The organism is Microcoleus sp. B9-D4 (assembly GCF_036705105.1).
Taxonomy (GTDB): Bacteria; Cyanobacteriota; Cyanobacteriia; order Cyanobacteriales; family Microcoleaceae; genus Microcoleus.
This window is the reverse complement of the sequence record NZ_JAUBTS010000021.1, coordinates 1-12415: the sequence shown is the minus strand read 5'-3', so window position 1 is coordinate 12415 and position 12415 is coordinate 1. Positions and strand designations below refer to the sequence as shown.

General features: G+C 44.9%; 15 protein-coding genes. 7 read left to right on the top strand and 8 right to left on the bottom strand.

Annotated elements, in window-relative coordinates; all coding sequences use genetic code 11:
• Positions 1-57 precede the first annotated feature (57 nt).
• Together QUB24_RS14850 and QUB24_RS14845 are read right to left on the bottom strand one after the other, a co-directional pair.
• Positions 58-282, bottom strand: a complete 225-nt coding sequence (locus tag QUB24_RS14850; protein ID WP_083888111.1) for a response regulator transcription factor — start codon at positions 280-282, stop codon at positions 58-60.
• Between the two features lie 293 nt (positions 283-575).
• The gene (locus QUB24_RS14845) at positions 576-785 is read right to left on the bottom strand and encodes a hypothetical protein (RefSeq protein WP_333153917.1); all 210 of its coding nucleotides are present in this window, start codon (positions 783-785) and stop codon (positions 576-578) included.
• A gap of 609 nt (positions 786-1394) precedes the next feature.
• On the opposite strand from QUB24_RS14845, the gene QUB24_RS14840 reads away from it, so the two are divergent.
• Both QUB24_RS14840 and QUB24_RS14835 read left to right on the top strand, forming a co-directional pair.
• A complete protein-coding gene (locus QUB24_RS14840) occupies positions 1395-2114 on the top strand; it encodes a hypothetical protein (protein WP_333153916.1) in 720 nt (239 codons plus the stop codon).
• 109 nt (positions 2115-2223) lie between these two features.
• On the top strand, positions 2224-2496 hold the full coding sequence (locus QUB24_RS14835) for a hypothetical protein (RefSeq protein WP_333153915.1): 273 nt from the start codon (positions 2224-2226) through the stop codon (positions 2494-2496).
• A gap of 337 nt (positions 2497-2833) precedes the next feature.
• Here QUB24_RS14835 and QUB24_RS14830 read toward each other — a convergent pair whose 3' ends face one another.
• From QUB24_RS14830 to recA, 4 genes are all read right to left on the bottom strand, one after another.
• Positions 2834-2887, bottom strand: coding sequence for a hypothetical protein (locus tag QUB24_RS14830; RefSeq protein WP_333153990.1), 54 nt, complete (start codon positions 2885-2887; stop codon positions 2834-2836).
• A gap of 25 nt (positions 2888-2912) precedes the next feature.
• Positions 2913-3101, bottom strand: coding sequence for a type II toxin-antitoxin system YoeB family toxin (locus QUB24_RS14825; protein ID WP_333153914.1), 189 nt, complete (start codon positions 3099-3101; stop codon positions 2913-2915).
• The gene (locus tag QUB24_RS14820; RefSeq protein ID WP_333153913.1) at positions 3094-3348 is read right to left on the bottom strand and encodes a type II toxin-antitoxin system prevent-host-death family antitoxin; all 255 of its coding nucleotides are present in this window, start codon (positions 3346-3348) and stop codon (positions 3094-3096) included. The genes QUB24_RS14825 and QUB24_RS14820 overlap by 8 nt, the downstream gene beginning before the upstream one ends.
• Positions 3349-3859: 511 nt before the next feature.
• Positions 3860-4996 carry a recombinase RecA gene (recA, locus tag QUB24_RS14815; protein ID WP_333153912.1) on the bottom strand — a complete coding sequence of 379 codons (1137 nt, stop codon included), beginning with the start codon at positions 4994-4996 and terminating at the stop codon, positions 3860-3862.
• A 298-nt stretch (positions 4997-5294) separates the two neighbouring features.
• Between recA and QUB24_RS14810 the strand changes: the two genes are divergently transcribed.
• Both QUB24_RS14810 and QUB24_RS14805 read left to right on the top strand, forming a co-directional pair.
• On the top strand, positions 5295-6908 hold the full coding sequence (locus QUB24_RS14810) for a glycosyltransferase family 39 protein (protein ID WP_333153911.1): 1614 nt from the start codon (positions 5295-5297) through the stop codon (positions 6906-6908).
• A gap of 365 nt (positions 6909-7273) precedes the next feature.
• Entirely contained in the window at positions 7274-8809 is a 1536-nt protein-coding gene (locus QUB24_RS14805) for a peptide ligase PGM1-related protein (RefSeq protein WP_333153910.1), read from the top strand.
• 172 nt (positions 8810-8981) lie between these two features.
• Here QUB24_RS14805 and lepB read toward each other — a convergent pair whose 3' ends face one another.
• Positions 8982-9590, bottom strand: coding sequence for a signal peptidase I (gene lepB / locus QUB24_RS14800; protein WP_333153909.1), 609 nt, complete (start codon positions 9588-9590; stop codon positions 8982-8984).
• Positions 9591-9679: 89 nt separating this feature from the next.
• Here lepB and QUB24_RS14795 point away from each other — a divergent pair, with 89 nt between their 5' ends.
• Genes QUB24_RS14795 through QUB24_RS14785 form a run of 3 tightly spaced genes read left to right on the top strand, consistent with a single transcriptional unit; the run spans position 9680 to position 11740 of the window.
• Positions 9680-11002 (top strand): dihydroorotase, encoded by a 1323-nt coding sequence (locus tag QUB24_RS14795; protein ID WP_333153908.1) that lies wholly within the window; start codon positions 9680-9682, stop codon positions 11000-11002.
• Positions 11003-11062: 60 nt separating this feature from the next.
• The gene (locus tag QUB24_RS14790) at positions 11063-11404 is read left to right on the top strand and encodes a DUF433 domain-containing protein (protein WP_333153907.1); all 342 of its coding nucleotides are present in this window, start codon (positions 11063-11065) and stop codon (positions 11402-11404) included.
• 3 nt (positions 11405-11407) lie between these two features.
• On the top strand, positions 11408-11740 hold the full coding sequence (locus tag QUB24_RS14785) for a DUF5615 family PIN-like protein (RefSeq protein ID WP_333153906.1): 333 nt from the start codon (positions 11408-11410) through the stop codon (positions 11738-11740).
• A 148-nt stretch (positions 11741-11888) separates the two neighbouring features.
• Here the strand turns inward: QUB24_RS14785 and tsaE are convergent, their stop codons facing one another.
• Positions 11889-12338 (bottom strand): tRNA (adenosine(37)-N6)-threonylcarbamoyltransferase complex ATPase subunit type 1 TsaE, encoded by a 450-nt coding sequence (gene tsaE, locus QUB24_RS14780; protein ID WP_333153989.1) that lies wholly within the window; start codon positions 12336-12338, stop codon positions 11889-11891.
• Between the last annotated feature and the right edge of the window lie 77 nt (positions 12339-12415).

Here is a 12415-nt window from a genome sequence, read left to right as displayed (position 1 = left end):
GCACATAAGAACGGGCAAGATGCCCGTTCCTAATATCTGACGCACCCTACTTATTTATTAGTCCCAGAGCAAATTTTCTTGGATCAGCAGTGCAATCATCGCTGTTCTGGAACAAACACCGAGTTTGATAAAAATCCGCCTCACGTAAGTAGCAACCGTCCAGTGACTGATATTTAAATTTTTGGCAATACATTTGTTTGGCAGGCCTTGGGCTACTAATTGCGCGATCGCTCTTTCCCGTGGACTCAGGCTAATTTCCGGTTTGTAACTTGTGCTTTGCATACTTTTGCAATGAGGTAATGAGTTAAAATCTAATCAATTAAGGGTAGAATTCCGAGTTTCTTTCGAACTTCAGATAAAGGAGTTTCCCAATCAGATGCAACGTCCCAATTAATTAACCGAGTGGCTAATTTTCCATGTTTTAAGCCTTTGATAATTTGTCCGATCGCGCATTGGCAGCCGATCAGTCCAACTAACACTAAAATCGCACAAGAAGGACGAAATACTTGAGCGCGAGTAAACGCTTGAAGTATAAATTCATCTTCTGTTGAAGCCGATAGACCGGTCAGAACCGGTTAAACGCCGTGGTTTCGCTGAATCCAGTCTCCCGATGCGATCGGCTCAAAGCCTTGTTCGTCTAGAAATCGCGCCACTGAGCACCCTAATGTTCCTGCTGGCAGTTGGCGCAATTTTGCCAAGTCTATTTCAAAGTGTCGATCGCTCTCAATTTGAGGATTAATTGTTTGAGCAATCTTTAATATAACTTCTAATTGACCGTCAGCCATGATTTATTCTCCCTCGAACAATGATTTAACTCTCTGGCAAACTTAATTTGTGTTTGTGAAGTTCATTTTTGCGATGAATCAAGACGAATTTTTTTACGGACTCAGCTTAGAAATCGTACTTTCTGTCAAACCAATCGGCGATCAGGAGCTTTTACATTTCTTTACAAGCATTCTTAGATTTGAAATCTGCTACCTGTAAAAATCGCCCGAGTGTTTGTAATCGCAACTTGACCCACCGGGGAGTAGCCGTAAAATCCACAGTATTTAGCGGTGATTGGAACTCCCTTACTTACGTATATAAATTTATTCTGCTGCTAATTATTAGAACCTGCAATGAGTCAGAAGTTGAAGCTTGCAGGCCTCGTGATGCAGGTGCATACAAGTGAAGAGAGTAGAAGGGAGATGAAGTAAGGTGAAGTTATCCAGAGTTGATGTTTAGGAATTACGCAGTAGTGCCAATCCCCCGTGGTTGCCGAATTTGTAGTGGTCATCATGGGCGATTGCCCGTCGTTAGAATGCCGCTCAAATGAGTGTCACTCATTTGAGCGACTGGTCAAATATGTTCACCAACAGCTACAAATAAAGTAGAGATTCATACAAGGTGTTACTATGAAAAAACTTTCCATTTTGTTATCCACAGGAGTTGTGTCATTGATTTGGTGCGCTGCTGCTAGCGCTACCACTTATGTTAATCCTAACGGTAAAACTACTTTAAACTTGTCAGAAAAAGGAAACAATCGCAGCGGTTTTTACTTAACCAAAGTAGGCAATCGGGAATTTTTGGGCAATATTCAAATTACCCGTTCCGAAGGAGCAGCAGGCTCTTACTATTACAATGGAACTTTCAAAGACAGTGCGACTGGCCCTGGTATAAAAATTGTTTGTTCTGGAGATATTGCCATTGTCAGGCGTCAAGTTGGAAGAAGCAGCCAATTGGGAGCCGAAGTTACTTGGAAGGTGAAAGCCGGAGAAAATTGTCCTTCTATTGGCCAGACATTTAAAGTAAATTTAGTCGAAGCTTTACCGCGTCCTAATGCAAGTGGCGACTATACTTCTAGCAATGCTAATACTTGGTCGAGTCCAACAAATGGTTTTGTAACTTGGCCTGCTTGGCGAGTCACCTCGCGAGATGGACAACTCAACTGCCGCAAGACCGCAAACGGAGCAATTCAACAAGTTTACCGCGCGGATAGAGATACAATTGCTGCTGAACTCAGGGGAGCAAATGCGATTACGATGGCGAACGGTAAACCCTGGTTGCTGACAAGACAAGGCTGTTATGTGCGCGCTAATTCTCAATACGTTCAGCCAGTTTCTATGCCTGAATAAGTGTTCGTAAATAGGGAGCATCTCAATGAAAGCAGCCCAGCTTGAAATTGGAGTTTTGAGGCAATAGGCAGAAGGAAGGAGCCAGGAGAAGTATTTTTACAAATATGAGATGCTCCCAGTTCCGCTGTCAGAGCCACGCGGCTTACCAAAAGACATGAATCCAGTTTACAAGGAGTATTTTGAAAACAATTCTGTTGGAATAGAGCATCACTTTACGTGGTTTATGGTTCAGGAAGTTATTGAATATGATGGGGACGGAATGTTTTTACCAGGCACGGGTTATGTAGACCGTCGATATGCTTATCCCTTTCATAATTCAGGTTCTTTTCCACAGGATTTGCTCAAGAATAAACCTGTTTATAAGTCAATACGATTCAGTTAAGGAAAATTGTAGCGAAAATGTTGGGCGGAGTGAAACGGAGGGTTCGTTCCACGGGCCCAACCTACGCACGATCGGTTTTTTTAGCACTAACCCAAGCGTATTGCGTCAATCGATTTTAGATTTTAGATTTTAGATTTTAGAGGCGACCTCACGGATAAATGCGGGGGCTTGAGGATCTTCGATTTGAGATTTGGGATTGATTCCACGGATAAATCACGTGGCGGGTAGCATCAAGAAATTCCTGGTCATAACATTAAAATTAAACTGCTCAAAGAATCGCCGACTTTCCTGTTAAACAAAAACGTCGCACCATAGCTACAGCCTGCCAAGGAGGATGTCAATCAGAATAGTGGTATCGACTAGAGATAATCGTTAGATCCTCGTCATCCATACCATAAACTAATCGATTCGTATCATCAATTCGCCTCGATCAAAAACCAGCCAGATTCTCCCTCAGTGGTTCTGGCTTTCCGAGCCCCCTCAAACGGCAATCGGATTGTTGCCTCAATTAGCTTGTTAATTCGTTTTAACGTTTTCTTGTCTTGCCGTTGCCAATATAAATAATCGCCCCAAGCCTCATCCGTCCATGCTAACTTTCTAGTCATCCAACAAATGTCGCTCCACCACTTTCCCCTGCTTAAACTGAGCGATAGAACGCTCCAAATGGGCAGCATTGGTGGGAGATTTGAGTAAATGAACTGTTTCCAGCAAACTATTAAAGAACTCTAGCGACATCACCACGGCATCCTCCGCATCCCGTCTAGTGATGATGGTATAGTCCCTATCTTCCACTACTCTGTCTAAAACAGCCTTGAGGTTATTTCTCGCTTCGCTAAAAGAAACAATATTCATGTACTTGACATTTGTACTACTTACTGTACAAGTATACCAATCCGCAATATATTCGGCAATCCCGATCTCATATCATGTCGGTCAATTTACTGGTTCTATGGCTCTGTTACTGGTTTATATCATTCCGGTGCAGCCGGAATTGATATTACTGGTTTACTGGTTTACGGGCTGTGCTTCTTAACCCATTTAAGCGACAAGCGAGCCGAAGCCGAGCGAAAATTAAATTCGAGGCTCGCTTGTCGCTGTTGAGCGTTACTTTCGTTCTTTGTGAAAGTAACGAGTAATACCAATTTAATGTGAAGTTGCACATATCTCGATCCCCCTAAATCCCCCTGATTGTTGGGGAGTAGGGGTTGACTTTGAGAAGAATCTTGTCCCCCCCTTGTAGGGGCGGTGCTAAGAGTGCCCGCCCTCTTGGCTAGGGGGGATCGGATTCTATGCAACCTCATAAAAAATTGGTATAACACGAGTAAACAACCAGTAAAGGAGTAATAATTGAGGACTAAAAAACTTAGATTTCTTCGTCCAAATCTTCTACCTCATCTACATCATCTACATTATCTACATCATCTACATCATCTACATCATCTACCTCAACAGGAGCGACAGAATTAGCAGAAACCACAGCACCAGTCTCAAGTTTCTTTTTAACTAGCTCCTCAATTTCATTTTTGAAATCGATGTTTTTCTCCATGTGCTGGATCACTTTGTCTCGTCCTTGAGCTATGTTCTCTCCGTTGTAGCTATACCAAGAACCTTTTTTCAGAATTACTCCCATTTCGTCGGCCAAGTCAGTCAGACAGCCTAAAGTAGAAATGCCTTTGCCAAATACAATGTCAAATTCGGCAATACGGAAAGGCGGAGCAACTTTATTTTTAGCAACTTTAACTTTCGTGCGGTTGCCGTATTCTTCTGTACCTTTTTTCAAGCTTTGAATGCGGCGAATGTCAAGCCGCACGCTGGCGTAGAACTTGAGTGCGTTACCGCCGGTTGTTGTTTCCGGGTTGCCGTAAGTTATGCCGATTTTCTGCCGCAATTGGTTGAGGAAGATGACGGTACAGCCTGATTTGCCGATGTTGCCGGTGATTTTCCGCAAAGCTTGGCTCATCAAACGCGCTTGCAAACCCATGTGGGAGTCGCCCATGTCGCCTTCGATTTCGGCGCGGGGGACGAGGGCGGCTACGGAGTCAATTACTACGATATCGACGGCGACGGAACGCACGAGTTGATCGACTATTTCTAGGGCCATTTCGCCGGTATCCGGCTGGGAAACTAAGAGATTTTCAATATCCACGCCTAAAGCTGAGGCGTAGGTGGGATCGAGGGCGTGTTCGGCATCGACGAAGGCTGCGATACCGCCGGATTTTTGGACTTCGGCGATCGCGTGGAGGGCTAGAGTTGTTTTACCGGAACTTTCCGGGCCGTAAATTTCAATAACTCGACCTTTTGGCAAACCGCCGCCCAAAGCAATGTCCAGTGTCAGGGCTCCGGTGGGAATGGTTTCTACCCTCATGCGAGTGGAGTCTCCCAATCGGACGATCGCCCCTTTGCCAAAGCTGCGCTCGATTTGGGAGAGTACGGAAGTTAGAGCTTTTTGCTTTTCTGAGTTTTCAGTGGAAGTTTTTATAGACGCTTCTTTTTTTGCCATTTGCGGTACGCGGGTAGGCCCCTTGCGGAGCTTGTTGATTAACTGTACAACACGTATGTTAGCAGTTATTTTTGGGGTCTGGAGGTTCTGGGAGGATCTGGCTGAAGATTCTTGATTTTGGGGGTGGTTCAGCCTGAGCCAGCTTTCAGAAGGCACTGATGTAGATGTATTGGGCATCCGGCAGAGGGTAGAATGATCGTCTGTTGGGGTATGTACGGGGTATCGATCGCTCTCGGAGTGAGGTCTAGGATGATCTACAGTTCCTCTCGGACGAGCGCCACAATTAGGTAGGACAAGCATGGAATCTACAACACATCAAGACACATCTGTTAATACCAAAAATTCCCGGTGGCTAATCAGCTTATTGGCGATCGGCATCTTACTAGGTATCGGATTTCGGTTTTTTGAGATCGATCGCAAAGTTTACTGGCACGACGAAGCTTACACATCAATCCGCGCCGCTGGTTTCACCTCGGAAGAAATTCACTACGAACTCTTCCAAAACCGGATTTTTCCCGCACCCGAATTGCAGAAATACCAGCGGATCAAACCGGGAAGTACAGCAGCAGACACAATTCGTTCTTTAGCACTAGACCCGAAACATCCGCCTTTGTACTTTCTGATGGCTCGTGTTTGGATGCAACAATTTGGCAGTTCTCTAACAGCATCCCGCAGTTTGCCTGCACTATTGAGTTTGCTGTCGTTACCTTTGATGTATGCTTTAGCTCAGGAACTTTTCGCCTCGAATTTGGCAGCGTTATTAGCAACAGCACTGTTGGCTTTATCTCCCATTGACATCTTGTTGGCTCAGACAGCAAGGCAGTACAGTTTGCTGACCGTCGCAGTTATTGGCAGCAGTTGGCTGCTGCTGAGAGCAGTGCGGTTGCGGGCTTGGCAAAATTGGGCGTGTTACTCGCTGGCGGTCGCGATTGGTTTCTACACTCACCCTTTCTTCGGTTTAACACTCATCGGACACGGAGTTTTTATCATTTCTTACTGGCTGTTTGTCAACAAAAGAGAATTGCGAGGTAACTTAACTACTTCTAAATTTTTTTTAGCAATAACAGCAGGTTTAGTATTGTATAGTCCGTGGATCTACGTCATGGCGACCAACCTGGATCGAGCATCAGCTAGGGCAGCTTGGACGCGAGTGTCTCCTGGCTGGCTGTATATTCTCAGAATGTGGCTGCTCAGCTTTACAGCTTTATTTTTTGACATCGAATCGAGCTCTAAAAATATCTGGATTTATCTGCTGAGATTGCCTTTTTTGCTGTTAATTGCGGTAGCCATTTACCAAATATGCCGCCGGACTAGCATCTCAACTTGGGTGTTTATTGTAACATCAATTTTTGTACCTTTTTTGCTTTTGGCTTTACCGGATCTAATCCTAGGCGGCCAACGTTCGGCCGTCAGCCGGTATCTGATTTCCTGCTTTCCGGGAGTGCAGCTAGCAGTTGCTTACTTGCTCGCCTGTTACCTGAAAACTCAGCAGCGGTTTTGGCAAGTCATTTTAGCCCTGGTTTTTACAGCAAGTATAGCATCCTGTACGGTTAGCGCTTTTTCTGATACTTGGTGGAGCAAAGACTTGAGCTATTTTAATGCTGAAGTTGCGAAAATTATTAACAAAGAGGCGATAGCTAATCGATCGATTAAAGATACAATTGTAATTAGCGATCGCGGCAACGATTTTACGAACATGGGAGATTTGCTGTCTCTGAGTTATTTGCTCGACAAAGACGTGCGGCTGATGCTGATGAGCCAGTCGCCAGAAATCGAGATGCTGAACAAATATTCGGCTCCCCTGGTGTTCCGCCCTTCGGAAAAATTGATCTCGGCACTCAAGCAAAATCAACGCCGCTTAGAGCCGATATTGGAATCTGCCAGACTTTTTCGAGCGCGGCGAGCTTCTTAGAGCAGATTGACAGAAATGGACGATCGTCCCGATAGTGTACGTCAGTGGATTTTAGATTTTAGATTTTAGATTTTAGATTTATTCCACAGATGAATCTGGGAGATTAAACTTTGGTCTAAAATTTTTGGCTCTTCACGATAGGAGTACGTGGCAGGGTATCGGTTTTTGGCCGGGGGCAGAAAAAACTGTTTTAATTGCCTCAAATATTTCGACTGACGCACCTTAAATCACTATTTGGGCATTTTTGTCAATATTCCCGGTAAGGTGCGTTAGAAAAAAACTGTGTGAGTTGTCTCAACTATTCGGGCTGACACACCCGACATCATCATCAGCAATAATTATTTGAATACTTAGGATTAAACACAATGCAAGAGTTAAATAATTCATCTTCCGAATCCGCGCAGAAGTTTCGCAATCTTCAGGCACAATTACGGGAACGTTGGCGAGCGATAGAAGAATTCGACGGCGGAGATTGTGACATTATTATCATTCCTTCTGTCAGCTTAGATCAGCAAGAAATGCAGAAAGTTGAGGGTGCTTACCATTACGAAGAGCGGCATTTATTTTCATTGATTCGCCTGCGAAATCCCCGCACGCGCTTAATTTACATTACCTCCGAGCCCTTGCACCCGATGATTGTGGATTATTACCTGCAATTGCTGCCGGGAATTCCTTTTTCTCACGCGCGCGATCGGCTTGTGCTATTCAGTGCTTACGATGCTTCTGCCAAATCCCTCACCCATAAAATTTTAGATCGTCCCCGCTTAATGGAGCGCATTCGTCAAGCAGTGCGGCCGACAAAATCTTATATGGTTTGTTACAACTCGACGCCCTTAGAACGCGAGTTATCTGTTCAATTGGGGATTCCTTTGTGGGCCAGCGATCCCGATCTGTTATACTGGGGAACCAAAAGCGGTAGCCGGCAAATTTTTAAAGAATGTGGCGTGCCTTATCCTGACGGTTCCGAGTTGGTTTGGAATGCGGAAGATTTAGCAGAAGCTGCAGCCAAGTTGTGGGAACGGCAGCCACATTTGCAGCGGATCGTAATTAAGTTAAATGAAGGTTTTTCGGGGGAAGGAAATGCAATTCTCGATCTGCGTTCCCTGGCGAGTAAAGCACCTACAGAAAGAGCGAAGGCAATTGGCGATCACTTCCATAATTTGCGCTTTCAAGCAACGGGCGAAACCTGGGAAAATTTTAGCAGCCGCATTCCAGAATTAGGGGCTATTGCCGAAGCATTTATCGAAGGAGAAGAAAAGTTCTCGCCTAGTGTTCAAGGCAGAATTGTCCCCAGTGGCGAAGTAGAAATTCTCTCAACCCACGACCAGATTTTAGGAGGCCCAGACGGCCAAATTTTCTTAGGTTGCCGATTTCCTGCGGACGAATCTTACCGGCTGGCGTTGCAAGAATTGGGATGGAAAGTCGGGCAAAACTTAGCTAAAAAAGGGGCTTTAGAGAGATTTGGAGTAGATTTTCTCGCTGTAAAGCAATCCGATGGGAAATGGGATATTCAAGCAATAGAAATTAACTTACGTAAAGGAGGGACAACTCATCCTTTTATGGCGCTGAAGCTGTTAACCAATGGTCGGTACGAACGTTCGACAGGATTATTTTACAGCCTGCAGGGCCGTCCAAAATATTATGTTGCTTCGGACAATTTGAAAAAAGAGCGCTATCGGGGATTATTACCGAACGATTTGATGGATATTATTGCTGACAATCAACTGCACTTTGACAGCGGTACTGAGACGGGCAGTGTGTTTCATTTAATGGGTTGTTTGTCGGAGTTTGGCAAATTGGGAGTGACGAGTATTGGCAATTCGCAGCAAGAAGCTGAGGATATGTATAACAAAGTTGTGAAAGTTCTCGATCGCGAAACGTCAGGCGATTTGAGGTTTTAGATTTTAGAATTTAGAATTGATCCAGCCAGTCAGCTTAAATCCCCGGCTTCTTGAAGAAGTTGGGGATCTAATATCGTTAGCGTTTTGTATAGCAAACGATAAGACGATTAGGATCTTCTTAATCACCCAAATCATTGCTATTATTGAATTGGTCTTCTTGGTTCCGTTAGAGCTAATTTTTAGCGGGATAAATGGGCGTGGGATCGATCGAACCTGTGCGGTTGAGTGGCCAAAAACGCACAATTGCCCTACCGATGATATTTTGCTTGGGTACAAAGCCCCAGTAATGACTGTCACAGCTTGCGTTGCGGTTGTCGCCGAGCACCAAGTAAGAATTTGGGGCTACAACTACAGGCCCGTAGGGATACTGTGGAATTTCTTCAATATATTTTTCCTGTAGCGGCTGCTTGTTAATAAAAACTTTTCCCTCTCTGACTTCCACAGTGTCCCCTGGAAGTCCGATCACTCGCTTGATATAGGCATCTTTGATCGGTGGTGGCTGTCCCGTGCACAAACTAGCCTGGTCAGGAGGCATAAATACGATAATATCTCCTCGCTGGGGCTCTTGGAATCGATAGCTTACCTTATCTATAATTAATCGATCGTTAATTTGTAGGGTTGGGAGCATCGAGCCGGTGGGAATGTAGCGAGCTTCGGCAACCAGGGTGCGGATACCAAAGGCTAAGAATGCTGCTAAGCCGATCGTCTTAATTCCTTCGATCCAAGGATTTTCAGTGTCTTGCGGAGGTTTTTCGTCGGCTGACTTGTCTAGACGAGTCATAGGGTATTGTAGTGACTGAGCTGGATACGAATTATAAACTTAATAATGCTTCCATGCTAGCACGCTGTTTACTGAATTAAGGATATCTTATGACTACCCAATCAAGTTTGTTAATCCGTCGCGCTCGCATTCTTTTGCCCAATGGTGAGTTTTTGGTAGGAGATGTACAAATATGCGATGGCAAAATTGTCCAAGTTGCTGCGGAAATTGTCGAATCTGGCGATCGAGAAATAGATGCCAAAGGCTTAACTCTGTTACCCGGAGTAATTGATCCCCAGGTACACTTCCGGGAACCGGGTTTAGAACACAAGGAAGACTTATTTACCGCTAGCTGTGCTTGCGCTAAAGGCGGCGTGACATCGTTTCTGGAAATGCCGAATACGCGACCTTTGACCACAACCCAAGCTGCCTTAGATGATAAACTAAGTCGCGCTGCCGAGAAGTGTTTGGTGAATTACGGCTTTTTTATTGGTGCAACGCCGGAGAATTTGCCGGATTTGTTGAATGCCAATCCGACTCCGGGAATTAAGGTGTTTATGGGTTCGATGCACGGGCAGTTGTTGGTGGATGGAGAAGCAACTTTAGAGGCGATTTTTGCTAAGGGCGATCGGCTAATTGCAGTGCACGCAGAAGACCAAGCTAGAATCAACCAGAGGCGTCAGGAATTTGCCGGGATTTCCGATGTCGCGATTCACTCCCAAATTCAAGACAATCAAGCAGCTTTGTTAGCAACTCAGCTAGCCTTAAAACTTTCTAACAAATATCAGCGCCGACTGCACATTCTGCACCTTTCAACTGGGGATGAAGCTGAGTTGTTGCGCCAGGAAAAACCGAGTTGGGTAACGGCAGAAGTAACGCCGCAGCATTTGTTGTTAAATACCAGCGCCTATCAAAAAATTGGCAGTTTAGCTCAGATGAATCCGCCTTTGCGCGAACCCCGCGATAACGAAATACTTTGGCAAGCTTTACTAGACGGCGTAATTGATTTTATCGCCACCGACCACGCGCCGCATACATTAGCAGAAAAAGCTCAAGATTATCCGAATACGCCGTCGGGAATGCCCGGTGTCGAAACTTCTTTGCCTTTGATGCTGACCCAAGCAGTAGAAGGAAGATGTACAGTGGCGCAAGTTTCTCATTGGATGTCGGCGGCAGTTGCTAAGGCTTATAAGATTCCGAAAAAAGGGCAAATTGCACCGGGTTTTGACGCCGATTTGGTATTAGTTGATTTGGAGAAATACCGCCCGGTGGTGGGCGCAGAGATGGCGAGCAAGTGCGGCTGGAGTTCCTTTGAAGGATGGAATTTAACTGGATGGCCTGTGGTCACGGTTGTGGGAGGAAAAGTTGTTTTTGAGGATGGTAAATTGGATACGAATGTGAGGGGAGAAGCATTGACATTTGACGCTCAGTAAGCATGAATTTAACTCAAGTGTTATAATTGGGTATTCCCGCTCGCAAAGGCGATTTTACCCATGCTTCTCCAAGAACTAGAAACACAACTCCTGGCCTTAACTCCTACTGAGAAAGCTGAAGCCATCCGGCTTTTAACCCAAAGTTTAAACAATAGCTGGCCAGGAATTACCAAAACTCCCGACCTGTGTGGCGGCGATGCTTGCATTGCCAAAACTAGACTTCCCGTTTGGCTGTTCGTGAGTTTGCGCCGTCAAGGTTCAAGTGATGCTGAACTTCTACAATTTTATCCCCAGTTGAATGCTGCCAACTTAGTAAATGTCTGGACTTATGCTGAGGCTAACTCCGAAGAAATTGAAACAGCACTCCGAGAAGAAGCAGCAGCAATGATGCAGGAAGTATAATTTATGGCACGTCTCTATGCAGATGAACAGTTCCCGTTTCCTGTTGTGGCATTGCTGCGAAATTTCGGTCACGATGCCCTGACTATTCAAGAGGCAGGAAATGCCGGAGATGATGACCCCGAAGTATTAGCTTTTGCTGTCAATAACGATCGGGCGGTTATGACGCAAAATCGTCGGCATTTCATTCGCTTGCACGCTCAACAACCCAACCATGCTGGTATTATAGTGTGTACAGACGATAAAAATCTAGAAAGGTTGGCAACACGCATCAATGATGCTATTGCTGGTGAAGAAAGTTTGAGAGGCAAATTGATTCGTGTCAACCGTCCGCAGTAAGTACGCGCTGAGATGTTACACCATTCTCTCTTAACAGGCTTTTCTGCCTGTTCCACAAAGAGTGAATTTTCTTGGGGAACAGGCCGAAAAGCCTGTTCAGAGAAGGCTAAGTGAGAATGGTGCAACATCTAAATTAAATCGCCTTTTCTCAAATTTCCAATTGCCAATCCAATAACTCGCCATTACCAATTACTTCAATTTGCCGCCCGTTATCTAGATAAGTCAAATAAATTTGCCAATAATTTTCTGGTTTGTACTGCAATCTTTCCGCCCATTCGATCGCCACAATTCCCAAATCCCTTTCTAATCCGTCCCAATAACTTTCTAAGTGCAAAGCCTCGGCTTCTTCGGGTTCTAGTCGATACAAATCTAGATGATACAGCGGAATTCTCCCTCCAAAATACTCGTTAATCAGCGTAAAAGTAGGACTCTCAATCGAGTCCGAGATTCCTAAACCTTCAGCGATACCTTGAACCAAGGTAGTTTTGCCTGCACCTAAATCTCCTTGTAATAAGATTACAGTGCCGGGGGGGAGCGATCGACCTAACGCAACACCAAACTTGCGCGTAGCCTCAGAATCTGGAAGCGAAAGTATCATATTAGTCATTAGTCATTAGTCATTAGTCATTAGTCATTAGTCATTAGTCATTAGTCATTAGTCATTAGTCATTAGTC